Source organism: Acidocella sp. C78 (assembly GCF_907164655.1).
In genome coordinates, this window is sequence record NZ_CAJQZK010000070.1 from 19,917 (window position 1) to 46,660 (window position 26,744).

Sequence of the window (26,744 nt, forward strand, 5' to 3'; positions counted from 1 at the left end):
GATCCTTCCAGTCAGCCTCGCCGGGCGGCTTCCGCACCCGGGTTTTGCTGCATAGCCCAGTTCGAACCGGAATTGAACCATCCGCGCGCCGGCGGTGGGTGACAGCGACGGAAAGCCGGGCTAAGGCAGGGCAAGCGGGGTGCAGCGCCCGGCTTCAGTTCGACAATCGGCACTCGTTTCAAAGCGGATCGGCACATGACACGACCAGTCCCGCCCGCCCTCGTTCATGGCCGCCGGCTGCCCAACGCGTGGGACGCGGCGGCGATCGCCCTGGTCTTCGCCCTGCTGATCGGGGTCGCGCATGTGGCACAGGGAACGCTGACGCCGCTCGCGCGGATGCAATCGGGCCAGATTCATCTGAACCCGGCGTGGCTGCCCGGCTACGCGCTGCGCACGACGCTGCGGATGTTCGCCGCCCTGCTGGTCTCGCTCGGCTTCACCTTCACGGTGGCAACCCTGGCCGCGAAGAGCCGGCGCGCGGCGATCATCGTCATCCCGATTCTCGACATCCTCCAGTCGATCCCCATTCTGGGCTTCATCTCCTTCACCGTGCTGTTCTTCCTGCACCTGTTCCCGGGGCAGGAACTCGGCGCCGAACTGGCCGTCGTTTTCGTCATCTTCACCAGCCAGGCCTGGAACATGGCGTTCAGCTTCTATCAGTCGCTCACCACCGAACCGGCCGACCTGATCGAGGCCTGCCGCAGTTTCGGACTGACGCCCTGGCAACGTTTCTGGCGGCTCGACGTGCCCTTCGCCGTGCCCGGCCTCGTGTGGAACACCATGCTGTCGATGTCAGGCGGCTGGTTCTTCGTCGTCGCCTCGGAGGCGATCACGGTCGGCAACACCACCTTCACCCTGCCGGGGATCGGCTCCTATGTCGCGGTCGCGCTGCAACACCGTGATTTCGCGGCGATCGTCTATGCGCTGCTGGCCATGCTGGTGGTGATCCTGCTTTACGACCAGCTGCTGTTCCGCCCGCTCGTCGCCTGGTCCGGCAAGTTCCGGTTCGAGACCGTGCCCTCCGCCGGCGAGGCCGAGCCCTGGGTACTGCGGCTGCTGCGCCGGACCTTTCTTCTCCGCGCGGCGGGGGACTGGCTGAGCGACCAGTTCGCCCACGTCGTTCGCCTGCGCCTTGGCAGGGCGGAACGGACATTCGCCTCCGCCGGGCGAGACCGCGCCGCCAGCCGGATCGGCGACGCCGCCTTCTATGCCGTCGTGATCATCGCGGCCGGCATCGCCTCGGCGCAGGTGGTCGCGTTCTGCGCGCGGACGATGCACTGGAGCGATCTTGCCCGTTGTATCGTGCTCGCCTTCTACACGCTGGCCCGCGTGATCGCGGCGCTGGCGATCTCGTGCCTGGTCTGGGTGCCCGTCGGCGTCTGGGTCGGGTTCAGGCCGTGGGCGACGCGCCTGGTTCAGCCGGCCGCACAGTTCCTCGCCGCCTTTCCAGCCAATCTGGTCTTCCCGGTCGTGGTCGCGGGCGTGGTCTATTTCCGCCTCGCCCCTGATATCTGGCTGACGCCGCTGATGATCCTCGGCACGCAGTGGTACATCCTGTTCAACGTCGTTGCCGGCGCCGCCGCGCTGCCTGGCGATCTCCGGGAGGCGGCGGCGAATTTCCGCCTGCGCGGGCTGCTGCGCTGGCGCCGGCTGATCATTCCCGGCATTTTGCCCTATTTCGTCACCGGCGCGCTCACCGCGACGGGTGCGGCATGGAACGCCTCGATCGTCGCGGAAGTGGCGTCCTGGGGCCACACCACGCTGGTCGCGCGCGGGCTCGGCGCCTATATCGCGCAGGCGACGGTTGCGGGCGATACCAGCCGCATCGTGCTCGGCGTGGCGGTGATGGCGGCGTTCGTGCTCGGCTTCAACCGGCTGGTCTGGCGGCCGCTCTACGCCTATGCCAGCCGACGGACCAATTTCGGATAAGGAGGAGAGATGGACCAGCAAACCGCGCCCGGCATCCTGCTCGATGTCCGCAACTGCCGGCAATCCTATCCGAAGGAAGCCAACAGCGAACTCATCGTGCTGGACGACGTCAACGTGACCCTGCGCGAGGGCGAGATCGTCGGCCTGCTCGGACGCTCCGGCTCGGGCAAGTCAACATTGCTGCGGATCATCGCCGGCCTGCTGCGCCCGACCCGCGGCGACGTGTCGTGGAAGGGCGCGCCGGTGAGCGGCCCGGTGCGCGGCGTGGCCATGGTGTTCCAGAGTTTCGCCCTGTTTCCCTGGCTCACGGTGCAGGAAAACGTTGAACTCGGACTGGAGGCGCAGGGCGTGGCCCGGCGCGAGCGCGAGGAGCGCGCCGAGGAGGCGATCGACCTGATCGGCCTCGGCGGGTATGACGGCGCCTATCCCAAGGAACTCTCGGGCGGGATGCGCCAGCGCGTCGGCCTTGCCCGCGCGCTGGTGACCCATCCCGACCTGCTGCTGATGGACGAGCCGTTCTCGGCGCTCGACGTGCTGACCGCCGAAACCCTGCGCACCGACCTCATCGACCTCTGGTCCGAACACAAGCTGCCGGTCAAGTCGATCCTGATCGTGACCCACAATATCGAGGAAGCGGTGCTGATGTGCGACCGTATCCTCGTGTTTTCGTCCGATCCCGGGCGGGTCGCGCACGAGCTGCGGGTTCCGTTTCCGCATCCGCGCAACCGGCTCGACCCCGCCTTCCGCAAGATGGTGGACGACATTTACGCGGTGATGACGCGGCGCAAGTCGCCGGCCGATCTGAAGGCCGAGGCCGCACGCCCGGCGACCGGCTTCGCCACCCCACTGCATCCGATCGGCACCAACCTGATGTCCGGCCTGATGGAAACCCTCGCCGCCCCGCCCTATGACGGGCGGGCCGACCTGCCGGCGCTCGCCTCGGTGCTGCAATACGAGGCCGACGAATTGCTGCCGCTCGGCGAAACCCTGCAACTGCTGCGGTTCGCCGAGCTTGAGGATGGCGACATCCGCCTCACCGAGCAGGGGCGCAACTTCGTCAATGCCGACACCGAGGAGCGCAAGCAGATCTTCGCCGCGGCGGCGCTGGCCAATGTCAAACTGGTCGCCGAAATTCGCCAGGTCATAGACGAGCGCTGGAACCACCGCGCCTCCGCCGTTCGCTTCCGCGACGAGCTTGAGGATCACATGTCGCCCGAGCGCGCCGAGGAAACCCTGCGCACGGCGATCTCCTGGGGGCGCTACGCCGAGATCTATTCCTATGACGAGGAAGCCCAGCAGTTCAGCCTCGAGGATATCGAGGAGGAATAAGCGCCACCAGCCTCGCCCCTGCCCGCTTTAACCGGCGGGAGCGGCACGCCATGTGATTTTGATGAGCACCGGGCCAGAAAGACTGCGTGACGTGCCGGTCGGCATCGATGCGACCGGCACCCGCACCGAGCATGATTCGATGGGCGCGATCAAGGTGCCGGCGGATCGCTACTGGGGGGCCCAGACCCAGCGCAGCCTGCGCCATTTCGCCATCGGCGAACGGATGCCGCTCGCGCTCTACCGTGCCTATGCGCTGGTCAAGAAGGCGGCGGCCCAGGCGAATGCCGAGCTTGGCGCGCTGCCCGGCTGGAAGGCGGCGGCGATCGTCCGCGCCGCCGAGGACGCCATGGACGGCGCGCTGGACGATCATTTCCCGCTGCATGTCTACCAGACCGGCTCGGGCACGCAGTCCAACATGAATCTCAACGAGGTGCTGGCCGCGCGGGCGAACCAGATGCTCGGCGCCGAACCCGGCGCGCACGCGCCGATCCACCCGAATGACGACGTCAACCGTTCACAATCCTCCAACGACACCTTCCCCACGGCGATGCATGTCGCGACCCTCGCGGCGCTGGACGAAGATGTCATTCCCGCGATCGACGCGCTTGCCGGCGCCATCGAGGCCAGGGCCGCCGCCTGGATGGACATTCCCAAGACCGGCCGCACCCATCTGCAGGACGCGGTGCCGCTCACCGTGGGGCAGGAATGGTCGGGCTACGCGCATCAGCTTCGCGATGCGCTGGCGCGGGTGGAAGCAACGCGCGGCGGGTTGCTCGAACTCGCCGCCGGTGGCACCGCGGTCGGCACCGGCCTCGCCGCCCCCGCCGGCTTCGGCCGGGCGATCGCCGCGCGCATCGCCGCGATCACCGGAAAACCCTTCGTCACCGCGCCGAACAAGTTCGCGGCGCAAGCCTCGCTCGATGCGATGGTGGCGACGATGGCCGCGCTGCGCGGCCTCGCCGTGGCACTGATGAAGATCGCCAACGACATGCGCTGGCTCGCCTCCGGCCCGCGCTGCGGGATCGGCGAGCTCGTGCTCCCCGAGAACGAGCCGGGTTCCTCGATCATGCCGGGCAAGGTGAACCCGACCCAGTGCGAGGCGCTGGTGATGGTCTGCATCCAGACGATCGGCGAGGACGCGGCGGTCGCCTTCGCCGGCAGCCAGGGCAATTTCGAGCTGAACGCGATGCGGCCGCTGATCGTCAACAACGTGCTCCGCACCTGCCGGACCATGACGGAATCCTGCACCGCCTTCCGCCGGTTTTCGGTCGAGGGGACCGAACTGAACCGCACGCGGATCGATGAACAGCTCGGCCGCTCGCTCATGCTGGTGACAGCACTGAGCACAGAGATCGGCTATGACCGCGCCGCCGCCATCGCCCATCACGCGGCGGAACACGGCCTGACGCTGCGCGCGGCCGCGACCGGCTATGGCGGGGTCGACCCCGCGACGTTCGACCGGCTCTGCGATCCGGCAACACTCGTCGGTGCCGGGGTGGCGGGCGCCTGAACCCGCCCGGCAAACACTGGCGCCGCCGCGCGCATCCTGGCCGCCACAGCATCGGCCACGGCGCGGATCCGCGGCACGTCGCGCGTATCCTCGTGCTGCACCAGCCAGATTTCCCGCTCCGGCAGAGGCGGTGAATCAAGCCGTGTCAGCCCCGCGCCGGCCGCGACGTGATGCCCGAGCACGGCGATCCCGAGCCCGGCGCGGACGGCGGCGAGCTGGCTCACCCGGCTGTCGGTCCTGAGGGCGACGACGGCTTTCGGCGCCATCGCCGCCAGGGCATCGAGTTCGGGATAGGCGCCGGTCTCGTCGCGCGACAGGATCAGCCGGTGCCCCTCGCCTGCGCTCCCGGGCAGGGCGGGCGCACGATGCGCGGCGAGATAGGCCTCGCTTGCATAGAGGCCGAACGATACCGTGCCGATCCGCCGGCCGAGCAGCGACTGCCCGCGCGGCCGCGCCAGGCGGATTGCAAGATCGGCCTCGCGCGCCGCCAGCGAAAAGGTCCGGTCGTCCGCGATCAGCTCGACCACGATCCCCGGATAGCGGGACGCAAGATCGCAGAGAGCGGGCATCAGCACGGCGGAGGCGAAATCGGCGACGGTGGTCAGCCGCACCATGCCTTCCAGCCGCACATCCCGGCCGCTGACCGCGCGCTCGGCCGCCAGCGCCGCCGCCTCCATCCGCTCCACCTCGGTGCGCGCCGCCTCGCCGGCAGCGGTCAGCCGGAAGCCCCGCGGCGTGCGCTCCAGCAGCCGAACCCCGGCCCGCGTCTCCAGTGCGGCGAGCCGCCGCCCCATCGTCGATTGCCGCACGCCGAGCCGCCGCGCCGCCGCCGACAGCGTGCCCTCGCGGGCAATGGCAAGAAAACTGCGCAAATCGTCCCAATCCATCTTCGGTCCTATGCGAATTCGCATGATGATAACCAAAAATTTTGATATTACCCAACTATTATCGCATGGTTATCTGTGCGGCGAAGGAGATTACGCACATGGACCCGACAATCGACACCCGAACCGCCGGCTACGGCGCGCTGCTGCTCCGCCTGACCCTGGGCTTCCTGTTCTTCGCCCATGACTGGCTGAAATACGCCATCTTCACCCCTGCCGGGACGGAACATTTCTTCGCCAGCCTCGGCCTGCCGGGCTGGTTCGGCCTGTTCGTCATGCTCTGGGAACTGGCGGCCGGCATTGCGCTGGTGCTGGGGATCTGGGCCCGCCTCGCCGCGCTGCTGATCGTGCCCGACCTGATCGGCGCCATCGCGCTGGTGCATATCCATAACGGCTTCTATTTCACGGCGAAGGGCGGCGGATGGGAATATCCCGCGTTCTGGGCAATCGCCCTCGTGGCGCTCGCCCTGATCGGCGATGGTCCCTATGCCCTCGTCCCGACCCCGTTCGGCCGGAGGAGCGCGTGATGCAACCCGTTCTCTTCGTCAGCCACGGCTCGCCGATGCTGGCGCTGACCGAAACCCCGGCGAGGAACTTCCTCGCCGGGCTCTCCGGCATAGTGCCCCGGCCGCGCGCCATTCTCGTTGTCTCCGCGCATTGGGAGACGGACGCGCCGATGGTCAATGCGGTGGCCCGCAACGAGACCATCCATGATTTCTTCGGCTTCCCCCGCGCGCTCTACCAGCTCGCCTATCCCGCGCCAGGCGATGCGGCGCTGGCACAGCGCATCGCCGCCCTGCTCGGCGAGGCCGGTTTCCCGGCCGGGCTCGACCCGGAACGCGGGTTGGATCATGGCGCGTGGGTGCCGCTGCTACTGGCCTTTCCGGCGGCCGATATTCCCGTGCTCCAGCTCTCGGTCCAGACCCGGCTCGGCCCGCACCACGCTTTCGACATCGGCCGGGCGCTCGCGCCGCTGCGGCGCGAGGATGTGCTGATCCTTGGTTCCGGCAGTTTCACCCATGATCTGCGGCGGTTCCGCGGCCAGCCGGTCGACGCGCCGGAGACGCAGGACGTGACGGCATTCAGCGCCTGGATGGACGAGGCCATTGCCGGCAACGACATCGGCGCCCTGCTCGACTATCGCGCCCGCGCGCCGCATGCGCGTGACGAACACCCGACCGAGGAACATCTTCTGCCGCTCTTCGCCGCGATCGGCGCCGGCGATGGCGGCGCGGCGCGGCGGCTGCACAACTCGACCGAACACGCCATCCTGCGGATGGACGCCTACGGGTTCGGTCTTCCGACCTGATACCGCACCGCCCAGCGCAGCGGGATCAGCGAGGCGAGCAGCAGCAGACCGGCGACGACGAGGGCGGTGCCGGATTGCGGCACGTCCGCCGTGCCGTCAGGCCCCAGCGTCGCCGCATAGATCGTGGTGAACAGCAACGGGCCGACCAGCGCGGTCAGCCCGTTCAGGCTGGCGAGCAGCCCCTGCAAGCGGCCCTGCTCGCGCCCGCCGATCCGGTGCGCCATGATCCCCTGCACCGCCGGCATCGCCAGCCCCCAGGCCGAGAGTACCGGCACGCCGATCCAGAACACTCGCGAATCGGGCGCGAGGCCGAACAGCACAAATCCGGCAGCGCCGCCGATCAGGCCGAGGATGAGCGTCCGCGGCTCGCCGAGCCGGCGCACCATTGGCCCGACCATCACACCGCCGACCACGGCAAACCCCACCCCGGCGGCGGCGAGGGCGGCACCGATCAGCAGTGGGCGCCAGCCGAACCGCTCCTGCACGTAGAGCACCATGACCGACGGCACCGCTTGCAGCGCAAGCGTGCCGAGCGCGTAGATCGTCGCCGGGGCAGCCACGCCCGGCCGACGATAGAAGCTCAGCGCATCCAGCGGGTTGAGGCCCCGCCAGCCGATCCGCCGGCGCCGGCGCGGCGCCAGCGATTCCGGCAGCGCGACCAGGCCATACAGGAAATTGGCAAGGGAAAGTCCGGCGGCGAACCAGAATGGCAGCCGCAGCGAAACCGCACCGAGCAATCCGCCGAGCGCTGGTCCGAGCACAAAGCCGATCGCCGCGGCAACACCAGAAACACCGAACGCCGCCGCCCGGCGCTCCGGCGGCGTGACATCGGAGATATAGGCGTTGGCGGCGGCGATATTGGCCGAGGACGCGCCGGAGAGAATGCGCCCGGCGAGCAGCCAGCCCACCGAGGGAGCCAGCGCCATCACGGTGAAATCCACCGCCTGCCCGAGACAGGAAAGCAGGATGACCGGCCGCCGGCCGAACCGGTCGGACAGCGCGCCCAGCATCGGCGAGGCGATGAACTGCATCGCCGCCCAGGCCGCGCCAAAAGCGCCGAAGACATGCGCGCTGAGCACCGACCGGCCGCCCACAAGTCCGGTGATGAGCGCGGGCAACACCGGCAGGACGATCGCCATGGCCAGCATATCCAGCAGGATCGTGGCCATGATGAAACCGAAAGCGGCCCCGCGCCGGCGGGGCGTGGAGCCGCTCATCGGCGATGGCGCGGGGCGTGCGCCATTCCTCAGGCGTAGTCGGCGCTGCTGGTGATGTCGCGCGTGCGGTCCGACTTGATGGCGTGGAACACCGGCGACAGCACGGTGGCCACGAGCACGTTCACGACGAAGGTCGCCAGCGCGATGTAGCAGGGGAACGTCAGGCCGCCGATATGGAACGGATAGATCGATCCCTTGAGGTGGTTGAGCAGTGCGAAATGCGTTGCCAGCCCGATGCCGACGGCCCAGCCCACCAGCAGCGCCCAGCCATTGTAGAACCGGGTGAACAGGCTGAACACGATGGCCGGGAAGATCTGGATCATCCACATGCCGCCGAGCAGCTGCAACTGGATCGCGTATTTCTGCGGCAGGCCGAAAATGAAGATCAGCGCGCCGATCACCATCACGATCGAGAACAGCTTGGCGATCTGCGATTCGGCGCCGGGCGACATGCCGGGGGCAACGAACTCTTTCCAGATGTCGCGGGTGAAGATGTTGGCCGAGGCGATCGCCATGATCGCCGCCGGCACCAGCGCACCGATGGCGATGGCCGCGAAGGCAACACCGACGAACCAGCCCGGCAGCGTCTGGATCAGCAGCGCCGGCACCGCAAAGCTGGGCCCGTAGGTCTTGAAGCCGGCCGCGAATTGCGGCGCCGCGGCGACGCCGGCGGCGATCGCCATGGCGCCGAGCAGCGTGATCAGGCCGAGCATGAATGAGTAGGCCGGCAGAATCACCGCGTTTTTCCGCACCGTCTCGCTCGACCGGGCGGAGAGAATGCCGGTCAGCGCGTGAGGGTAGAGGAACAGCGCCATGGCCGAGCCCAGCGCGAGTGTCGCATAGCCCGAATAGATGCCCGTGGTGTGCGGGCCAGGGGCCGCCAGCAGCAGCTTCGCATGCGCAATCTTGGCGAAGATGTTTCCGAACCCGCCGAGCGAGGACGGGATCGCGATGATCGCGACGATGATCGTCAGATAGATCAGCGTATCCTTGACCACCGCGATCATCGCCGGCGCGCGCAGGCCCGACGTGTAGGTGAAAGCGGCCAGCACGAGGAAGGCGAGGATCAGCGGCAAATGGCCGCCAAACCCGGTGCCGAGATTGAACGCGCCGATCACCACCTGCATGCCGACGAGCTGCAGCGCGATATAGGGCATGGTCGCGATGATGCCGGTGATGCCGACGGCCAGCGCCAGCCAGCGGTTGCCATAGCGGCCGCGAACGAATTCAGGCCCGGTGACGAACCCGTATTTCGCCGCCACCCGCCACATTTTCGGGAACACGACATACAGGATCGGATAGGCGATGATCGTGTACGGCACCGCGAAGAAGGCAATCGCGCCAGCGCCGAACATCAGCGCGGGCACGGCGATGAAGGTATAGGCGGTGTAGAGGTCGCCACCGATCAGGAACCACGAGATCAGCGTGCCGAACTGGCGGCCGCCAAGCCCCCATTCGTGAAGCTGGCTGAGATCGCCGCCGCGCCAGCGCGCGGCGAAGAAGCCCAGAACCAGGACGGCGATGACCAGAACGGCAAAGACAATGCCTGCAGCAAGCATGATTCGGGCTCCTCAGCTCTCGACGCGCCAGACGATCCAGATCAGGATCGCCGACAACACGACCCAGAGGAGCTGGTACCAGTAGAAAAACGGAAAGCCGGCGATTTCCGGCTTTGCGTGATTGAAGAATGGAACCCACAGCGTGGCCACGAAGGGCACCACGAGTAGGATCCGCCAGAACGAAACGCGTGGCTTACGCTCCGTATTGTCATCGGGCATGGGGTAGCTCCGTTTTTCAGTGGGTGTCGATTACGACACTGTTACAGCCCTTTAGACAGACTTGCCTTCCGGCGGCAAGGCTTCCTCAACAATCCGTGAGGTTGCCAGCCTGCAAGCGCGCCGGATGGCCCGCAGATCCGACAGGGCGGCAGCGAAGTCCGTGTTCTCGATGATGAAATCGAATTCCATCTGGTGGGCCAGCTCGCTATCGGCTTCCTCCATCCGGCGCTCGATGGTCTCGGCGTCGTCGCCGCGCGCCACGAGGCGCGCCCGCAGCTCGTCGACGCTGCGGGTGCGGATGAAGACCCCTACCACATCCTTCGGCAGGGCGTTGCGGAGCTGGCGAAACCCCTGCCAGTCAATGTCGAACAGGATGTCCGCCCGGCGGCCAGCGCCGCCTCGACCGGCGCGCGGGGCGTGCCGTAGCGCCGACCGAACACCGTCGCGTGTTCGAGAAACGCGCCAGCCTCGACCATGGCGGCGAACTCTTCGGACGATTTGAAGAAATAGTGTTCGCCATCGACCTCACCGGGCCGCGGCGCGCGCGTCGTCGCACTGATCGACAGCGACATCCACGTATCACCTTCGAGCAGGGCGCGCGAGAGCGAGGTCTTGCCCGCGCCAGAGGGGGCGGCGAGCACGAGGCACATGCCACGCCGCTTCATGCCGGCCTACTCAATGTTCTGCACCTGTTCGCGGAGCTGCTCGATCGTTGCCTTGAGGTCGAGCCCGATCGCGGTCAGCTCCAGCGAGGCGGATTTGCTGCACAGCGTGTTCGCCTCGCGGTTGAATTCCTGCATCAGGAAGTCGAGCCGGCGGCCGACCGCCACGGCGTCGGCGAGCAGCGCGCGGGCGGCGCCGACATGCGCGTCCAGCCGGTCGAGCTCCTCGCGCACATCCGATTTCGTGGCGAGCAGCGCGATTTCCTGGGCGAGCCGCTCCTGTGGCAGCGGGTCGGCATCACCGAGCAGGTCGGCCAGCGCCGCCCGCAGCCGGGCGCGGTGCTGTGCCGCCTGTTCCGGCGCATGGGCCCGTGCTGCGGCGATCAGCCGCTGGATCGCATCGAGCAGGTCGCTGGCGATTGCGGCAAGCCGGCCGCCCTCCTCGCGCCGCGCCTGGTCGAGTGCGGCGAGGGCCGCATCGAACCCGGCCGCGAGAGTGGCGGCGAGAGCTTCCTGCTGCGCCGCCTGCGCGTCATCGGCGGCTTCATCAGCAAGGGCGGGGCGGATCACGCCGGGCAGGGCCAGCAACGCCTCGGCGCGCGGCACCATCGCCCCGGGAATCCGGTCCGACAGCGCAAGGGCGTGGCGCAGAAACCCTTCGAGCGCCGCTTCATCCACCATCATCGCCACCGGGGCCTCGCGCCTGAGTGTGAGCGTGGCCGAAACATTGCCGCGCTTGAGCCGCTTGCCGGCCGCATCGCGCAGCGCCGGCTCGAGCGCGTCCAGCCCCGCGGGCAGGCGCAGCCGCAGATCGAGCCCGCGGCCGTTCACGCTGCGGATTTCCCAGACGAAGCTGGCATTGTCATGGGTGCCCGCGTGGCGGGCGAAGCCGGTCATCGAGGCGAGAGACTTTGTCATGGGCGCAGCGTTTCGCGCACATGATCGAGGGCGACAAGCCGCCCCTCGCGCTCGACATGCCAGAAGGTCCAGCCATTGCAGCTCGCCGCATTCTGTACCGCCGCGCCAACCTGATGGATCGAACCGCGATGGGTGCCGGCGATGATGCTGGCATCGGCCGCGACGGTGGCGCTGACCCGGCGCAACCGGTCGTGCAGCACCGTGCCCGGCGGGATCATGCCCCGCTCGACCAGCACGCCGAAGGCGATGCGCGGCGCATCGCGCCGGCTCGGCATCGCTTTCGTCAGATGCGCCGGCGCCGCCCGCATCTGACGCAGCCGGGCCCAGCCGGCCTCGACATAGGCCGGATGCCGTTCGATGCCGATGAAATGCCGGTTGAGCCGTTTGGCCACCGCCGCCGTCGTCGCCGTGCCGGAAAACGGATCGAGCACCACATCGTCAGGATTGGTCGCCGCCAGGATCACCCGGTGCAACAGCGCTTCCGGCTTCTGGGTGGGATGCAGCTTCAGCCCGTGCTGGTTGCGCAGCCGTTCGCCGCCGGTGCAGAGCGGGATCGTCCAGTCGCTGCGCATCTGGGTGTCGTCGTTCAGCGACTTCATGGCCTGGTAGTTGAAGCGGTAGCGCGACGTCCGCTCGCGCGCCGCCCAGATCAGGGTCTCGTGCGCGTTGGTGAAGCGCCGGCCGCGGAAATTCGGCATCGGGTTGGTCTTGCGCCAGATCACGTCGTTGAGGATCCAGAAACCGAGATCCTGCATGATCGCGCCGAGGCGGAAGATGTTGTGATAGGAGCCGATCACCCAGATCGTCGCGTCCTTGTGCATCAGCCGCCGCGCCTCGCCGAGCCAGGCGCGGGAGAATTCGTCATAGGCCGCGAAATCGCTGAACTTGTCCCAGTCGTCGTCGACACCGTCGACCACGCTGTCATCCGGCCGGCGAAGCTCGCCGCGCAGCTGCAGGTTATAGGGCGGATCGGCGAAGACGCAGTCGATCGATGCGTCCGGCAGCATGCGCATCGTCTCGACGGCATCACCCAGCAGAAGCTGATCGAGCGGCAATTCGCGAATGGCGGTCAAGGGCAATTTGGGCCTCGGTTTGTCTCTCCCTCCTATACCTGACGAACCCGCCGTAGTCGCGTCAATGCCCGATTCGCATCCGGGCGGACGAAGCGGGTTGCATCATCGGCGAATTGGGCCATCCTGCCGCAACAATGCGGAGGATTTCATGCCCTACGAAATGATCATCACCGAAACCGACGGCGCCGTGGCGTTCATCCGGCTGAACCGGCCCGAGGCGCTCAACGCGCTGTGCGACCAGCTCATGACCGAGCTGGGCGACGCGCTGCGCAGCTTCGACGCCGATGCCGCGATCCGCTGCATCGTCCTGACCGGCTCGGAACGCGCCTTCGCCGCCGGCGCCGACATCAAGGAAATGGCCGACCGCGCCTGGCCGGCAACCGGGCTCGACGATTTCATCGGCCGGTCGTGGGAGGTGGTGACCACCATGCGCAAGCCGGTGATCGCCGCGGTCGCGGGCTATGCGCTCGGTGGCGGCTGCGAGCTGGCCATGATGTGCGACATCATTCTCGCCGCCGATACCGCGAAGTTCGGCCAGCCTGAAATCGCCATCGGCGTGATCCCGGGCGCCGGCGGCACCCAGCGCCTCACCCGCGCCATCGGCAAGTCTAAGGCGATGGAAATGATCCTCACCGGCCGGATGATGGATGCCGAAGAGGCCGAACGCGCCAATCTGGTCGCCCGGGTCGTGCCGGCGGCGGAACTGATGGCGGAGGCGACGAAACTCGCGAAGCGGATCGCCGGCATGTCGCCCGTCGCCCTTCTGCAAGCCAAGCGCAGCATCAACGCCGCCTTTGAAACCACCCTGTCCGAAGGCGTCAAATATGAGCGGGCAGCCTTCCTGCCGCTGTTCGGAACCCCGCATCAGCGCGAGGGGATGCAGGCCTTCATCGCCAAGCGCAAGCCGGATTTCGCCTGACCCTGGATGTTCCCCGTCTCCCGCGCCCGGCCGTCAGCGATGCAGGCGAAGGCGATAAGAGCGGGCGCCGGGGCTGAAAATTCGAGGGGGCTGAAAATTCGAAGTCTCAGGATCGCGACACCAGGAGCTGGACGGAGAACAGACGATCCGGATCCGTCCAGCTTTCGGCCACAATCCAGCCGGCCTGCGCGGCCAGCGCGGCGAAGCGGGCCTCGGAAAACTTGTAGCTGTTCTCGGTGTGGATCGTCTCGCCGGCGGCGAAGTCGATCCTGAGCCCGGCAAGGCGCACGCTCTGCGGCACCCGACTTTCAAGATGCATCTCGATCCGGCGAAACCTGTCATTCCACACCGCCCGGTGGCGGAACAGCGCGGGGTCGAAATCGGCCTCCGCCTCCCGGTTCAGCCGGGTGAGGATGTTGAGGTTGAACGCCGCCGTCACTCCTTCGGCATCGTCGTAGGCGGGGATCAGGATATCCAGCGATTTTTCGAGATCCACCCCGATCAGCAGCGGCGATCCGGGCCCGAGCGCCGTGCGCGCCCGGGCGAGAAACGCGACCGCCTCGTCATGATCGAGATTGCCGATCGTCGATCCTGGAAAGAAGCCGAGACGCTGCAGTCCCGCAATCGCCGCCGGCAGGCGCACCGGGGCAAGAAAATCGGCGGCGAGCGGATGCACCGCGATCGCGGGATGACGCCGCCGCATCCGTGCGGCAAGCGCGGCCAGCGCCGGGGCGGCAATATCGATCGGCACATAAGCGGCGCTCTCCAGCGCCCCGAACAGCAATTCCGCCTTCTCCTCGTCGCTGGCGCCATATTCGACCAGCGCCGCACCGGGTTCCACCCATGCGCCGAGCGCCGCCGCAACCCGCGTCAGCAAGGCGCGCTCGGTGCGCGTCGGGTAATATTCCGCGAGCCGTGTGATCGCCCCGAACAGGGCGCAGCCGGCCTCGTCATAAAACAGTTTGGGCGGAAGGCTCTTGCGCGGCGCCGTCAGCCCGGCGAGCGCCTCGGCGACGATACCGGCCTCTGGCGATGCAAGACCCGACACCGTTCAGCAGTCCCACGCGAGACGAAGCCCGCGAACTGCCAGCGTTTGTCCGGATGGAAGAAGTTCCGATAGCTCCGCCGCGCGTGCCCTTCCGGCGTTGCCATTGAAGACCCGCGGAGAACCATCTGATTTATCATGAATTTCCCATTATATTCACCGATCGCGCCGGCAACCGGCCGGAATCGCGGATAGGGGCGATAGGCGCTTTCGGTCCATTGCCAGACATATCCGGTCATCTCCGCGAGGCGCGGATCCGCCGCCGCTGCTTCCCACTCCGCCTCGGTCGGCAGTCTGGCGCCGCGCCAGCGGGCGTAGGCGTCCGCCTCATACCATGAAACATGCATCACCGGAGCGTCGGGATCGAGCCTCAGCACGCCTTCGGGCCAAAGCTGGACCAGACATCGTTGTCGCGCCGCCAGTAGAGCGGCGCCGCCCAGCCGCCAGCGCGCGCCGCTTCCCATCCATCCGCCATCCACAGCGTGCTGGTCCGGTATCCGCCTTCCGCCATGAAGGCCAGCCAGTCGCGATTGCGTACAAGCCGGTCGGCCAGGCGATAGGGTTCCAGCCAGACTTGATGACGGGGCCCTTCATTATCGAAATGGAACCCGGCCTCGGCGAACCCTATCTCGACGAGCCCGCCCGGAAAATCGACGAAACCTTCGCCGCCGGGCACCGCCGGCGGCCGGGTGAAATGGGGAACCGGCGCCGGAGCGAAACGGTTCTGGGCAAAGGCATGGGTGATGTCGGTAACCAGCAGTTCCTGATGCTGCTGCTCGTGATTGAGGCCAAGCACCACCAGATCGGCCGGGGCCCCGCCACGCTCGATCAGCTCCCGCATCGCGGTGTCAACATGCGCGCGATAGGCGGTCACCCGCGCCCCCTCGGGCCGGGTGATCAGCCCGCGCTCCGGCCGTGGTTGCCGTTCACCAACCGACTCGTAATAGGAATTGAACAGGTATTGGAACGCCAGATCGAACACGCGATAGCCGGGAGCGTGGGGCAGCAACACGAACTGCTCGAAAAACCAGGTGGTGTGGGCGCGGTGCCATTTCGCCGGGCTCGCATCCGCCATCGACTGGATGCACTGATCCTCGGCGGAAAGAGCCCGCGCCAGATCCTCGGTATGGGCGCGAACTTGTTCGTATGACCGAACCAGGCCGGGCGGGGTATAGCCATCCATCACAAATCCCTCCGATGCCTGGACCCAGACTGAACGACCGGGCGCGGTTTGTCAGCGTTTTTTTGCCGCGGAAGGCGGGGATTCAGGCGGCGCCCGGCAGGCCTTTCGATGTCGAATATTCGAAGTGCAACGCCTGTTCGGGGTGAACGATCGGATGAATCGCGTGCGCCGCCATCGCGGCTTCAGAGAAACCCTGCAAGATCAGCTTCAGTTTCCCTGGATATTCCGCCACGTCACCGATCGCGAAAATCCCGCGCGTGCTGGTCTCGCACGTCGATGGTGTCACGAGAACGTGATGAAGAGAGAGTTCGAGCCCCCAGGTCGCCACCGGGCCGAGATCGGTCGCGAGGCCGAAAAACGGCAGCAGGATGTCGGCGTCGAGATGCCGTGTCGCCCCGTCGAGATCGGCGACCTCGACGCTGCCCAGCGTGCCATCGGCACCATGCAGCGCGTGGAGCTGATAGGGGATCACGAGATCGATCTCGCCCTGTGCCGCCGCCACGGCGAGCTGGGCCGCACTTTCCGGCGCGGCGCGGAATTTCGGCCGCCGGTGCACCACGGCGATGCTGGCCGCAATGCCCCGCAGCGCCAGCGCCCAGTCCACCGCCGAATCACCGCCGCCGGCGATCACCACCCGCTTGCCGCGCAGCGCCTCGCGCCGCTTCACGTAGTATTGCACCGCACCGCTCGCCTCGTAGGCGGCGAGCCCGGCAAGGGGCGGGCGATTCGGGCCGAAGGCGCCGGCACCGGCGGCGATGATGATCGCCTTGGCGCGGACGAGATCGCCCTGGTCAGTGCCGATGGTGAAATCGCTGCAGGCGCCGGAAATCGCCGTCACCAGCCGGCCGAGCAGGCGCGGCGCGGCAAAGGGGGCGATCTGCCGCTCCAGATTCTCGATCAACCCCGCCGCCTCGATCGCCGGCAGGGCGGGGATGTCGTAGATTGGTTTCTCCGGGTAGAGCGCGGCGCACTGGCCGCCCACCTCGCCCAGCGCATCGATCAGCACGGCGCCGAGTTTCAGCATCCCGCACTCGAAGACGGCGAACAGGCCCGCGGGGCCCGCGCCGATAATGGCCACATCTGTGGTGATCGTCTCTGCCATGCCCCATGCGTAGCCGAAACCGCGCACGGGTCAACTTGCAAAGACCGGCTGATCGGGCAGGATCGAACAATGGGGATTCGAACGATATCGCTCGGCGGCGAGGACGCCACCGCGGCGCTTGCGCGACAACTGGCGGCACAGGCTCGCGCCGGCGACGCCCTCCTGCTCTCCGGCCCGCTTGGCGCCGGGAAATCGACCCTTGCCCGCGCCTTCATCCGCGCCCGCGCCGGCGATGCCACGCTCGACGTGCCGAGTCCGAGTTTCACCCTGGTGCAGACCTACGAACTCGATCCGCCGGTGGCGCATTTCGACCTCTGGCGCCTCGGCGGCCCGGAGGATGTCGCCGAACTCGGGCTGGATGCGGCCCTTGCCGGCATCGTCCTGATCGAGTGGCCCGACCGGCTCGGCCCCCTCGCGCCGCAGGAGGCGCTGACGATCGCGCTTGAGTGGGACGAAGGCGATCACCGCACGGCCACGATTCGCGGGCCGGACGCCCTGCTCGAAAGATTTCTGCCATGATCCCGAAGGTCCGGTTCGTCGGCGCCGATCGCCCGTTCCTGCTTGAGCTTGCCCGCGCCTGGCTGGAAGAGGCGGCGTATGCCGGCCGCGACCCGGCCGATGGCGTGCTGTTCCTGCCCACCCGCCGCGCCGCCCGCGCCGCCGCCGCCGCCTTTCTCGAAGCGAAAGGCGGGCCCCTGATCATGCCCCGCATCGCCGCGATCGGGGCGGCAGACGAAGCAGCACTCGGCATCCTCGCCGGGCTCGACCTGCCGCCGGCGATCGCCGCCGAGGAACGCCGCTCTGTCCTCGCCCGGCTGATCCTCGGCATGGGTGGGCGCGACGGCGCGCCGACCACCCTCGCCGCCGCGCTGCTGCTCGCCGACGACCTTGCCCTCCTGCTCGACACCGCCGCCCAGGCCGAGATCGAGCTTGCGGACACGCTGCCAGGAATCGTGGCACCCGAACTCGCCGAACACTGGCAGCGCACTCTCGATTTCCTGTCGATCGTCACGCGCGCATGGCCCGCGATTCTCGCCGAGCGCGGCGCGGTCGATCCGGCGGTGCGCCAGCGGATGCTGCTCGATGCGCAGGCCGAGCGCTGGCGCCTTGCGCCGCCGCCGCACCCGGTCTGGCTCGCCGGACTTGCCGCAGCACCACCCGCCCTGACGCGGCTCGCGCGTGTCGTTGCAAGTCTCGAACAGGGCTGCGTGGTGCTGCCCGGCTTCGACCCCGACCTGCCGGACGAGGCATGGTCGATGCTCGATCGCACACCGTCCCATCCCCAGGCCGGCCTTCGCCGCCTTGCCGAGGCGATCGGCGCGCACCGCGCCGAAATCCATCCCCTGCGCGACGGGGAGACGACCGGCCGGGCCGGCCGGATCGCACTCCTCCGCAACGCGTTCCTGCCGATTCCACCGACGGCGGATGCTGTGGCGGCGGCGGGCGATGGACTCTGGCGGCTCGATGCCGCCGATGAACAGGACGAAGCGCGCGCCATCGCGCTCACCCTCCGCCACGCGCTGGAAACGCCGGGGCGCGATGCGGCGCTGGTCACGCCCGATCGCGGCCTCGCCTTGCGCGTTGCCGCCGAGCTCGAACGGCTCGGCATCCGCGCCGAGGACAGCGCGGGCGAACGTCTCGCCGACACGCCGCCGGCAATCGTGCTGCGTCTGCTCGCCACCTGCGTCGAGAGCGACTACGACGCCGTGCCCGTGCTCGCGCTGCTGAAACATCCGCTGGTGACGGCGGGTCAGCCGCCGGGGCAGTGCCGTGCCCTCGCCCGCCAGCTCGACCAGCTGCTCCGCCGTGCCCTGCCCGGCCCCGGCTTTGCCGCGATGCGCCACGCCGCCGATCACGAGGCCTCGCCGGATGACGCGCTTCCGGCCTTTCTCGCCGATCTTCAGCTGCGCCTCCGGCCGATATCGTCCGGCCCGGCGAGCCTGCCGCCGGCAACCCTCCTCGGGGGGCTGATCGGAGCGGCGGAAGCGATCACGGACGATCTCTGGGCCGGCGAGGCCGGGGCGGCGCTGTCGGAGCATCTCGCCATCCAGCTCGCGGCGCTCGACGGGCTGGCGGATGTCGAACCCGCGGAACTGGTCCCGCTGCTCGATGCGGTGCTGGGCAATGCCCGGCTGCGCCGCCCGCGTGCGCACGATGCAAACCCGCGGGTCGCCATCTGGGGCATGATGGAGGCGCGGTTGCAACGGGTCGACACGCTCGTTCTCGGCGGGATGGTCGAGGGTGTGTTTCCGGCGGAGCCAGATCCCGGCCCCTGGCTGTCCCGACCCATGCGGCGCGCCGCCGGTCTGCCGGACGATGCCGAGAGGATCGGCGAGGCGGCGCACGATCTCGGCATCCTGATCGGCGCCTGCGACGAGGTGGTGCTATCGGCGCCACGCCGGCGGGGCCGCGCCCCGGCGGTGCCCTCACGATTTCTGGCCCGGATCGAACTCGGCTGCGTGGTGGCGGACACGTTTTGCAGCCTCATCCGGCTGCCCACTGGTCGGCCGGGCTCGACCAGCCCTCCACCCCCATGCCCCGACTGCGTCGCCCGGAGCCGCGCCCACCAGTGGAGGTGAGGCCGGTCACCTACTCGATCTCGAAGATCACGACGCTGCTTGCCGACCCCTACGCCATCTATGCCGGCGAGGTGCTGAAGCTGCGCCCGCTGAACCCGCTACAGGCCGAGACCGACGCGGCGATTTTTGGCACCATCACGCATGACGCGCTGATGGAGGTGGCGGCGACGCCGGGCTGGGCCAGGGACGAGGATGCGCCGCGCAGGCTCGCCCACGCCTTCGCCACCGCCCTGCGCGCACGGCGCCTGCGCCGGGCCCTCGAGGCGTTCTGGCTGGTCAGGCTGGAGCGCATCGCCGGCTGGATCGTCGAGATCGAACGCGCGCGGCTCGCCGAGCAGGGTGAGGCCGACGATATCAGGGTGGAACTCCCCGGCGCGTGGCGGTTCGGCCGTTTCACCGTCAACGGCCGGGCCGACCGGATCGAGCGGCGGGGCGATACAATCGCGATCATCGATTACAAGACCGGCAGCCCACCCGCCGACAAAGCGGTGGAGCAGGGCAAGGCTCCGCAATTGCCGATCGAGGCAGTCATCGCCGAGACCGGCGGCTTCCCCGGTTTTGCCGGCAAGGTTGGGGAACTCGCCTACTGGAAACTGTCCGGCGGGGCCACCGAGGGCGAGACGAGGGCGCTGTTCGGGGACAAGGCCCAATCGCTCGAGGCGGTGATCGAGGCGGCGCGCGCGCAGATTCCCGCTCTGCTCGCCCACTACGCCGATGCCGCGACGCCGTTTCTCGACGCGCCGCATCCCGGCCGCAAACCCAAGGATCAGCCCTTCGCCGGCATTTCCCGCCGTGCCGAGTGGCAGGAGGACGCATGAGCGACGCCATCGCGATGGCCGAGGCGGCGCAGCGCGCGGCCTCCGACCCATCGGTTTCCGCCTTCGTCGGCGCCTCGGCCGGATCGGGCAAGACCAAGCTGCTGACCGACCGGCTGCTGCGGCTGATGCTCTCCGGCGCACCGCCCAGCCGCATCCTCTGCCTGACCTTCACCCGCGCGGCGGCCGCCGAGATGGCGATCCGCCTGCGCCGGCGGCTCGGCGACTGGGCCATCGCCACCGACGACAAGCTCGATGGCGATCTCACAGCGCTCGACATGCCGACCGATGCGGCGACGCGGCAGCGGGCGCGGATGCTGTTCGGCCAGGTGCTTGACCTGCCGGGCGGCATGCGGATCGACACGGTCCATGCCTTCTGCCAGTCGCTGCTGCGCCGGTTTCCGCTGGAGGCGCAGATCTCGCCGCATTTCGCCGTCGCCGACGAGGCCGAGGCCGCCGGCCGCCGCCGCGCCGCGCGCGAGGCCGTTCTGGGTGATGACAGCCGCAATGCGGAAGCCGCGCTCAGGCTTCTCGCGGGGCAGATTTCGGAAACCGATTTCGCCGGCCTGACCGACCGGATGCTGACCGACGCGCAGGCAAGGCTGGCGGGGCTCGCGTCCCGCTATGGGGATGTCGGGAGCATCGCCGCCATGCAGGCGGCCGCGCTCGACGCCCCCGATGAAGACGAGGATGCGATCCTGCTCTCGATCGTCGCATTCGACGATCGCGACATCCGTGCCACCCTTCGGGCGATGAGCGAACGCAGCTCGCCGAAAGCGCGGGAAAAGGCCGCCGCCCTGCTGGCCTGGCTGAACCTGCCGCCAGCGCAGCGCGCCGCCCGGCTCGATATCTGGCGGGATGGCTTCTTCACCGGCGCCGGCGCGCCGCGCGCGATGACAACGTTGTTGAGTAAGACGCTCGATGCCGCGGAACCGGCGCTGCGGACATCGATCGAGGCCGAGCAGGCACGGCTGCTGCGGATGATGGACCGCCTCGCGGCGCGGCGCCTCGCCGATCTTTCCGCCGCCCTCACCCGGCTCGCGCTGCCGATCCACGCCGCCGAACAGGGGGCGAAGCAGCTCAATGCGCGGTTCGACTATGCCGACCTGATCGCCCGCGCGGCACAGCTCCTGGTCGATCCCGGCGCCGCCTGGGTGCTCTACAAGCTCGATGGCGGGATCGACCATATCCTGCTCGACGAGGTGCAGGACATCGCACCGGCGCAATGGGCGGTGATCGACGCGATCGCGGCCGAGTTCTTTGCCGGCACAGGCGCGCGGAGCGACGGGGCGCGCACCATCTTCGCGGTCGGTGATCGGAAACAGTCGATCTACTCCTTCCAGGGCGCCGATCTTGCGAGTTTCGACGCCTGGCGGGCGGGCATCGGCGCCCGCGTGTCAGCCGCCGGCGCGCGCTGGCATGAAGGCAGCCTCGCGACCTCGTTTCGCTCCACGGCACCGGTTCTCGCCCTGGTGGACAAGGTGTTCGAGAGCGGGCCGGCGCGCGCCGGCGTGGTGATGCCCGGCGAGACGCTGGCGCATGGCGCAAGCCGCGCCGGACAGGCCGGCTCGGTCACGCTGTGGCCGCTGATTGCCGCCGACCCCGATCCCGACCTCGCTCCCTGGGCGCCGGCCGAGACCTATGCCGAACAGGCCTCGGCACGGCGGCGGCTTGCCCGGGCGGTGGCGGGATGGATCGCCGCCAATATCGGCACGATGCGCCTTGAGTCGCGCGGGCGCATGCTTGCCCCCGGCGATGTCCTGATCTTGGTCAGGCAGCGCAACGAATTCGGCGTCGCCCTCACCCGCGCGCTGAAGGAGGCCAATGTCGAGGTTGCCGGGCTTGACCGCATGGTGCTGACCGAAACCCGCGCCGTGGCCGACCTGATGGCCCTTGCCCGCGTCGTGTTGCTGCCGCAGGACGATGTCGAACTCGCGACAGTGCTGGCAAGCCCGCTCGGAGGCTTGTCCGACGAGGAGCTGATGCGGCTTGCGCTCGGTCGCAAGGGCTCGCTGCGCGACGCGCTGTTCGCCCGCGCCGACGAGTGCGCTGGCTTCGCCGCCGCGCGCGACCTGATCGCCGAGGCGCAGGCGCGGGCGGATTTCGTCGCTCCCTACCGCTTCTTCGCCGAGGTGCTCGGGCCGATGGGCGGCCGGGCCCGGCTGCTCGCCCGGCTCGGGCCGGAGGCCGCCGAGCCGCTCGACGAACTGCTCGCCACAGCACTCGACCATGGCAGCCGCGAAACGCCAAGCCTGCAAGGCTTTCTCGCAGCGCTCGATGCCGCCGCCGCCGAGGTCAAGCGCGAGGCGGAGGCGGCCGGCAACGCGGTGCGGCTGATGACCGTTCACGGCGCGAAGGGCCTGCAGGCGCCGCTGGTCATCCTGCCGGACACGACCGGACAGCCGGGCAAGGAGGCGCGCGAGATGATCCATTGGCTCGACGCCCCGCAGGATGGAGGTCAGGTGCCCATCTTCTGCCCCCGCGCCGACATGCGCAGCGCGGCGGTAGAGCAGGCTCTTGCCCGGAGCGCCACCCGCGCCGCCGAGGAATACAACCGGCTGCTCTACGTGGCCCTCACCCGCGCCGAGGACCATCTGATCGTCTGTGGCGCGGCGCCGAAAACCAAGCTTCCGGACTCATGCTGGTACGAGAGCGTGCGCGCCGGTTTCACCAGGCTCGACGGCGTTGCCGACCGCGCGGCGGAACCCCCGCTGGAGGGCAGCATCCTCTGCCTCGAAACCGCGCAGACGGCAGCGCCGGACCGGGCCGCCGCTATCGCCACGACGGTCGCTTCACCATTGCCGCGCTGGATCGGCCCGCAAACCGGCTGGCGCGCGGCGCCGCCGCCCGAGCCCGCACTCCGGATCGACCGCCTGGTGCCGAGCCGCAGCGCCGAAGGCGAAAGCTCGGGGCTTGCCGCGGCCTCGCCGCTGGCCGGCCGCGAGACCGGCCGCGCCGCCGCCCTTGCACGCGGGCGGCTGATCCACGCGCTGTTGCAGCATTTGCCCGATCTTGCCCCCGCCGGCCGGCGCGAGGCCGCGCGCCGCTATCTGGCCCAGCCAGGCCACAGCCTTGACGCCGCCGAACAGTCCGCCCTGATCGACGCGGTTTTCGGGGTGCTCGACCATCCTGAGCTGACGCCGCTGTTCGGCCCCGCCTCGCGCGCCGAGGCCCCGGTGGCCGGCATTGTCGGTGGCGTCGAGATCGGCGGCCTGATCGACCGGCTTGCCGTGCTGCCCGACCGGGTGCTGATCGCCGACTACAAGACCGACCGCCGGCCGCCGGACGATCCGGCCGGAATTCCCGAAGCCTATGCGGCGCAGCTCGCCGCCTATGCCGCGGTTCTCGCCGGAATATATCCCGATCGGCGGGTCGAGGCGGTGCTGGTCTGGACATCGCGGGGCCGTGTCATGCCGGTGCCCGCCGCGACGCTGGCCCGGCATGCGCCGAAGCCGGAGCAGCCATAAGCTTGATCGTCACCGGGCGAGACGCCATTCTCGTATGCAACATATCGCTTCAAGGAGCATTATCATGGGTGCAGCCACGAAAGCCGTGTCCGACGCGGAGTTTTCAACCTCGGTTCTCGACTCGAAGGAGCCGGTTCTGGTCGATTTCTGGGCGGAATGGTGCGGTCCCTGCAAGATCATCGGGCCGTCGATCGAGGAACTCGGCAGCGAATATGCCGGGCGCGTCACCGTCGCCAAGGTGAATATCGACGAGAACCCGATGACGCCGACCCAATATGGTGTGCGCGGCATCCCGACCCTGATCCTGTTCAAGGACGGCAAGCCGGCGGCCCAGCATGTCGGCGCCGCGCCGAAGAGCGTGCTGAAGGCCTGGCTCGACAAGAACATCTGACAGACCTGCGGGCGGGCACGGCGCGCCGCGTCCGCCCGGTCACGATCGGGCGCGCCATCCGGACCAATCGGATGGCGCGCGAACCGGCACGACCGACGCCCAGCTACTGCCGCCGGACTGAGCCGTTCAGAGATGCGGCCCCAATAGCGCGAGATCCGCCGCGCCGAGCCGGTCCTTCGCCGTTTGTGCCTGGTGCCAGTAGGGATAATGCAGCGGGCGCTGGCTTACCGCATCCAGCATCGAACGTTCCTCCTTGGTCAGCGTCAGGCTCGCGGCCCGCAGGTTATCCGCCAGCTGCTCCTCGTTGCGTGCGCCGATAACGAGCGCGGTCACCGCCGGCCGCCCGAGCAGCCAGGCGAGCGCGACCTGCGCCGCGGAAACGCCATGCGCGCCGGCAACCTCGATCAGCGCCTCCACGATGTCCCAGAGCCGGTCTTCGTCGTGGATCGGCGGTTCGCTCCATCCGGCAAGCTGGCGTGTGCCGGGCGGCGTGTCCTGGTTGCGACGATGCTTGCCGGAGAGCAGCCCGCCAGCGAGCGGACTCCAGACCAGCACGCCCAGTCCCTGATCGACCGCGAGCGGGATCAGCTCGTTCTCGGCCTCCCGCGCCTCCAGCGTGTAGTGGATCTGCTGGCTGACGAACCTTTCGCGATTCGTTCGCTCGGCGATCGCGAGCGCCTTCATGACATGCCAGGCGGAATAGTTCGAGCAGCCGACATACCGCACCTTGCCCTGGCGGATGAGCATGTCGAGCGCCTGCATCGTCTCCTCGAGCGGGGTCAGGCCGTCCCATTCATGAACCTGATACAGATCGATGACATCGGTGCGCAGCCGCGCCAGGCTCGCCTCGCAAGCCTGGATGATGTGATGGCGCGACAGGCCGCGGTCATTCGGCCCCTGTCCCATCGGAAACCGCACCTTGGTCGCTATCAGCAGCCCCTGCGGCCGCTTGCCGCCCAGCGCCTCGCCGATGATCTCCTCGGAGCCGCCGGTGGAATAGATGTCGGCGGTATCGATGAGATTGACGCCGGCATCGACGCACATGTCGATCTGCCGCCGCGCCTCGGCACGCCCGACATTGCCGACCTTCCCGAACACGCCGCGTCCGCCCATCGTCATGGTGCCGAGCGTCAGCGTCGAAATCTTCAGGCCGGACCGGCCGAGCTGGCGATATTCCATCGGGATGCTCCATTGAATTGTTGCGGCAGATGTCGTGCGGTGCCGCCAGCGGAACAAGGGCACGGCCTGTGAGCGGCCATCGCGCGGCGCCCGCGATGCGCCTTCGTAACAACTGTCATCGAGGCTTCACACTAAAGCGCCTCAGGCTCGTCTACACGCGGTGTGACGGGAGGCGGCCCGCAATGTGGGCGCGCCCTGTCGTGTTTGTCGGGCAAAACGATCCGGCCGAAGTCCTCCCGCGCCGGCACCGGCCTGGGAATGCTCCGGGCGGAGTCTCGGAGAGTCAGCATGACCTTGGATTATATCATTCACCTCGCGAATTATTCCGACGGGGTGCTTTACGTTCTCGCCGGTCTTTTCGTCATCGCTGTCGCGGTGATCATCGATCGGATGTGGTATCTTCGCCGCGCGATCCTTCGCGGCAGCTCGATCGTCCGCCGCATGGCCGCCATGGGCCGTGTGAATGAGGACGATCTCGTGACGCTGCGCGACTATGCCGGCCGGATGCCGGAAGCGCTGCTGCTCGATACCGCCCTGAACCACATGCACGATACCAACCACGCCGCGATGAACAGCCGGATGGACGAGGCGATCATGCTGGTCGCACCCCGGCTCGACCGGCGGATGTGGGTGCTGGACACGATCGTGACGCTCGCCCCGCTGCTCGGCCTGTTCGGCACGATCATCGGCATGTTCCACGCCTTCTCGGTGCTCGCCACGCCCGGCCATGCACCGGCCGAGGTGACCGGCGGCGTGGCCGATGCCCTGGTGGCCACCGCCTGCGGCATCTTCATCGCCATGGTCGGCCTTGCCACCTTCAACATGCTGCAGAACCAGGTCCGCCTGATCATCCACCAGCTCGAGACGATCCGCACCATGGTGCTGAACCGCACCGATGGCGCGCCGGTGGTGCCCCATGCCGGCAGCCGCCCCGCGGTTCGCAGCGCGGTGGCGGCCTGATTTCATGAACATGCGCTATTTCGAGGCCCGGAAAGCGCGCGTCGAGATCATCCCGATGATCGACGTGATGCTTTTTCTGCTGGTATTCTTCATCATCGTCACGCTGCAGATGATCCCGGATGCCGGAATCCCGATGCAGCTGCCGAACTCGACGCAGACGACGCATCTCAAGCACCCCAAATTCACCGTGAACATTCTTGCCGATGGCAGCATCCAGGTGAAGAAGCAGGTGCTGACGCCGGACCAGCTCACCGCCATGTTCCAGGGCGATGGCGATCCGTCCAAGACCGAGGTGACCATCGCCGCGTCGAAGGCAGTGGCCTTCCAGCATTTCGTGACGGTGATGGACGCCGCGCGAAAGGCTGGCGTGACCGATATCGGCATCGCGGCACAGCCGGTTGCCGGAGCTGCGGCTTCTGCCGCCAGAGGAACGACCGCGACAGCAGCGCCGGCAGCCCCCGCCGCCGCCGCCGCGCCGTCCAGCGGCAACTGACC

General features: G+C 68.4%; 24 protein-coding genes and 1 pseudogene. 13 read left to right on the forward strand and 12 right to left on the reverse strand.

Translation table 11 applies throughout. From position 1 onward, the window contains the following. The first annotated feature begins 195 nt into the window (after positions 1 to 195). The 3 genes from ACIDOCELLA78_RS85640 (at position 196) to ACIDOCELLA78_RS85650 (ending at position 4,768) form a co-directional block, all read left to right on the forward strand. A complete protein-coding gene (locus ACIDOCELLA78_RS85640) occupies positions 196 to 1,929 on the forward strand; it encodes an ABC transporter permease subunit (RefSeq protein WP_201728157.1) in 1,734 nt (577 codons plus the stop codon). A 9-nt stretch (positions 1,930 to 1,938) separates the two neighbouring features. After that, complete coding sequence (locus tag ACIDOCELLA78_RS85645; RefSeq protein WP_201728158.1) at positions 1,939 to 3,258, forward strand: AAA-associated domain-containing protein; 1,320 nt, start codon at positions 1,939 to 1,941, stop codon at positions 3,256 to 3,258. Positions 3,259 to 3,319: 61 nt separating this feature from the next. Further along, complete coding sequence (locus ACIDOCELLA78_RS85650) at positions 3,320 to 4,768, forward strand: lyase family protein (protein ID WP_201728159.1); 1,449 nt, start codon at positions 3,320 to 3,322, stop codon at positions 4,766 to 4,768. Here ACIDOCELLA78_RS85650 and ACIDOCELLA78_RS85655 read toward each other — a convergent pair. Then, on the reverse strand, positions 4,687 to 5,655 hold the full coding sequence (locus tag ACIDOCELLA78_RS85655) for a LysR family transcriptional regulator (RefSeq protein ID WP_201728160.1): 969 nt from the start codon (positions 5,653 to 5,655) through the stop codon (positions 4,687 to 4,689). The genes ACIDOCELLA78_RS85650 and ACIDOCELLA78_RS85655 overlap by 82 nt on opposite strands. A 98-nt stretch (positions 5,656 to 5,753) precedes the next feature. Here ACIDOCELLA78_RS85655 and ACIDOCELLA78_RS85660 point away from each other — a divergent pair, with 98 nt between their 5' ends. Beyond that, on the forward strand, positions 5,754 to 6,179 hold the full coding sequence (locus ACIDOCELLA78_RS85660; protein ID WP_201728161.1) for a DoxX family protein: 426 nt from the start codon (positions 5,754 to 5,756) through the stop codon (positions 6,177 to 6,179). Then, entirely contained in the window at positions 6,179 to 6,961 is a 783-nt protein-coding gene (locus ACIDOCELLA78_RS85665) for a class III extradiol ring-cleavage dioxygenase (protein WP_201728162.1), read from the forward strand. Before ACIDOCELLA78_RS85660 ends, ACIDOCELLA78_RS85665 begins: the two co-directional genes overlap by 1 nt. On the opposite strand, the gene ACIDOCELLA78_RS85670 is transcribed toward ACIDOCELLA78_RS85665, so the two are convergent. The 6 genes and pseudogenes from ACIDOCELLA78_RS85670 to ACIDOCELLA78_RS85695 all read right to left on the reverse strand — a co-directional run bounded on the left by ACIDOCELLA78_RS85670 (position 6,937) and on the right by ACIDOCELLA78_RS85695 (position 12,549). Next, on the reverse strand, positions 6,937 to 8,130 hold the full coding sequence (locus ACIDOCELLA78_RS85670; RefSeq protein ID WP_201728163.1) for an MFS transporter: 1,194 nt from the start codon (positions 8,128 to 8,130) through the stop codon (positions 6,937 to 6,939). The two genes, ACIDOCELLA78_RS85665 and ACIDOCELLA78_RS85670, sit on opposite strands and share 25 nt — an antisense overlap. Positions 8,131 to 8,207: 77 nt before the next feature. Then, the gene (gene mctP / locus ACIDOCELLA78_RS85675; protein WP_201728164.1) at positions 8,208 to 9,737 is read right to left on the reverse strand and encodes a monocarboxylate uptake permease MctP; all 1,530 of its coding nucleotides are present in this window, start codon (positions 9,735 to 9,737) and stop codon (positions 8,208 to 8,210) included. Positions 9,738 to 9,749: 12 nt separating this feature from the next. Then, positions 9,750 to 9,956, reverse strand: coding sequence for a DUF3311 domain-containing protein (locus tag ACIDOCELLA78_RS85680; RefSeq protein ID WP_174502592.1), 207 nt, complete (start codon positions 9,954 to 9,956; stop codon positions 9,750 to 9,752). Positions 9,957 to 10,007: 51 nt separating this feature from the next. Continuing rightward, positions 10,008 to 10,621, reverse strand: a pseudogene (gene gmk, locus ACIDOCELLA78_RS85685) (guanylate kinase). A 6-nt stretch (positions 10,622 to 10,627) separates the two neighbouring features. Next, positions 10,628 to 11,536: a YicC/YloC family endoribonuclease gene (locus ACIDOCELLA78_RS85690; protein ID WP_201728165.1), complete on the reverse strand. Its 909-nt coding sequence runs from the start codon at positions 11,534 to 11,536 to the stop codon at positions 10,628 to 10,630. Further along, entirely contained in the window at positions 11,533 to 12,549 is a 1,017-nt protein-coding gene (locus ACIDOCELLA78_RS85695; protein WP_201728221.1) for a site-specific DNA-methyltransferase, read from the reverse strand. The genes ACIDOCELLA78_RS85690 and ACIDOCELLA78_RS85695 overlap by 4 nt, the downstream gene beginning before the upstream one ends. A 208-nt stretch (positions 12,550 to 12,757) precedes the next feature. Here ACIDOCELLA78_RS85695 and ACIDOCELLA78_RS85700 point away from each other — a divergent pair, with 208 nt between their 5' ends. Next, positions 12,758 to 13,528 (forward strand): enoyl-CoA hydratase-related protein, encoded by a 771-nt coding sequence (locus ACIDOCELLA78_RS85700; RefSeq protein ID WP_201728166.1) that lies wholly within the window; start codon positions 12,758 to 12,760, stop codon positions 13,526 to 13,528. A gap of 106 nt (positions 13,529 to 13,634) precedes the next feature. Here the strand turns inward: ACIDOCELLA78_RS85700 and egtD are convergent, their stop codons facing one another. The 4 genes from egtD to ACIDOCELLA78_RS85720 form a co-directional block, all read right to left on the reverse strand. Then, positions 13,635 to 14,576 carry an L-histidine N(alpha)-methyltransferase gene (egtD, locus tag ACIDOCELLA78_RS85705; RefSeq protein ID WP_201728167.1) on the reverse strand — a complete coding sequence of 314 codons (942 nt, stop codon included), beginning with the start codon at positions 14,574 to 14,576 and terminating at the stop codon, positions 13,635 to 13,637. Beyond that, positions 14,519 to 15,037, reverse strand: coding sequence for an SUMF1/EgtB/PvdO family nonheme iron enzyme (locus tag ACIDOCELLA78_RS85710; RefSeq protein ID WP_307850877.1), 519 nt, complete (start codon positions 15,035 to 15,037; stop codon positions 14,519 to 14,521). Before ACIDOCELLA78_RS85710 ends, egtD begins: the two co-directional genes overlap by 58 nt. After that, on the reverse strand, positions 14,944 to 15,756 hold the full coding sequence (locus ACIDOCELLA78_RS85715) for an SUMF1/EgtB/PvdO family nonheme iron enzyme (RefSeq protein WP_283770818.1): 813 nt from the start codon (positions 15,754 to 15,756) through the stop codon (positions 14,944 to 14,946). The genes ACIDOCELLA78_RS85710 and ACIDOCELLA78_RS85715 overlap by 94 nt, the downstream gene beginning before the upstream one ends. 82 nt (positions 15,757 to 15,838) lie before the next feature. Then, positions 15,839 to 16,858, reverse strand: coding sequence for an NAD(P)/FAD-dependent oxidoreductase (locus ACIDOCELLA78_RS85720; protein ID WP_201728168.1), 1,020 nt, complete (start codon positions 16,856 to 16,858; stop codon positions 15,839 to 15,841). 69 nt (positions 16,859 to 16,927) lie between these two features. On the opposite strand from ACIDOCELLA78_RS85720, the gene tsaE reads away from it, so the two are divergent. The 5 genes from tsaE to trxA all read left to right on the forward strand — a co-directional run bounded on the left by tsaE (position 16,928) and on the right by trxA (position 24,110). Next, a complete protein-coding gene (tsaE, locus tag ACIDOCELLA78_RS85725) occupies positions 16,928 to 17,377 on the forward strand; it encodes a tRNA (adenosine(37)-N6)-threonylcarbamoyltransferase complex ATPase subunit type 1 TsaE (protein WP_201728169.1) in 450 nt (149 codons plus the stop codon). After that, the gene (locus tag ACIDOCELLA78_RS85730; protein ID WP_249675386.1) at positions 17,374 to 19,437 is read left to right on the forward strand and encodes a hypothetical protein; all 2,064 of its coding nucleotides are present in this window, start codon (positions 17,374 to 17,376) and stop codon (positions 19,435 to 19,437) included. Before tsaE ends, ACIDOCELLA78_RS85730 begins: the two co-directional genes overlap by 4 nt. Beyond that, on the forward strand, positions 19,428 to 20,255 hold the full coding sequence (locus ACIDOCELLA78_RS85735) for a PD-(D/E)XK nuclease family protein (RefSeq protein ID WP_249675388.1): 828 nt from the start codon (positions 19,428 to 19,430) through the stop codon (positions 20,253 to 20,255). Before ACIDOCELLA78_RS85730 ends, ACIDOCELLA78_RS85735 begins: the two co-directional genes overlap by 10 nt. Continuing rightward, the gene (addA, locus tag ACIDOCELLA78_RS85740; protein ID WP_201728170.1) at positions 20,252 to 23,719 is read left to right on the forward strand and encodes a double-strand break repair helicase AddA; all 3,468 of its coding nucleotides are present in this window, start codon (positions 20,252 to 20,254) and stop codon (positions 23,717 to 23,719) included. The genes ACIDOCELLA78_RS85735 and addA overlap by 4 nt, the downstream gene beginning before the upstream one ends. 64 nt (positions 23,720 to 23,783) lie before the next feature. After that, on the forward strand, positions 23,784 to 24,110 hold the full coding sequence (gene trxA, locus ACIDOCELLA78_RS85745) for a thioredoxin (protein WP_201728171.1): 327 nt from the start codon (positions 23,784 to 23,786) through the stop codon (positions 24,108 to 24,110). 126 nt (positions 24,111 to 24,236) lie between these two features. Here trxA and ACIDOCELLA78_RS85750 read toward each other — a convergent pair whose 3' ends face one another. Then, entirely contained in the window at positions 24,237 to 25,289 is a 1,053-nt protein-coding gene (locus ACIDOCELLA78_RS85750) for an aldo/keto reductase (RefSeq protein WP_201728172.1), read from the reverse strand. 288 nt (positions 25,290 to 25,577) lie between these two features. On the opposite strand from ACIDOCELLA78_RS85750, the gene ACIDOCELLA78_RS85755 reads away from it, so the two are divergent. Both ACIDOCELLA78_RS85755 and ACIDOCELLA78_RS85760 read left to right on the forward strand, forming a co-directional pair. Then, positions 25,578 to 26,249 carry a MotA/TolQ/ExbB proton channel family protein gene (locus ACIDOCELLA78_RS85755; RefSeq protein ID WP_201728173.1) on the forward strand — a complete coding sequence of 224 codons (672 nt, stop codon included), beginning with the start codon at positions 25,578 to 25,580 and terminating at the stop codon, positions 26,247 to 26,249. A 4-nt stretch (positions 26,250 to 26,253) separates the two neighbouring features. Next, the gene (locus ACIDOCELLA78_RS85760; protein WP_201728174.1) at positions 26,254 to 26,742 is read left to right on the forward strand and encodes a biopolymer transporter ExbD; all 489 of its coding nucleotides are present in this window, start codon (positions 26,254 to 26,256) and stop codon (positions 26,740 to 26,742) included. Positions 26,743 to 26,744 lie beyond the last annotated feature (2 nt).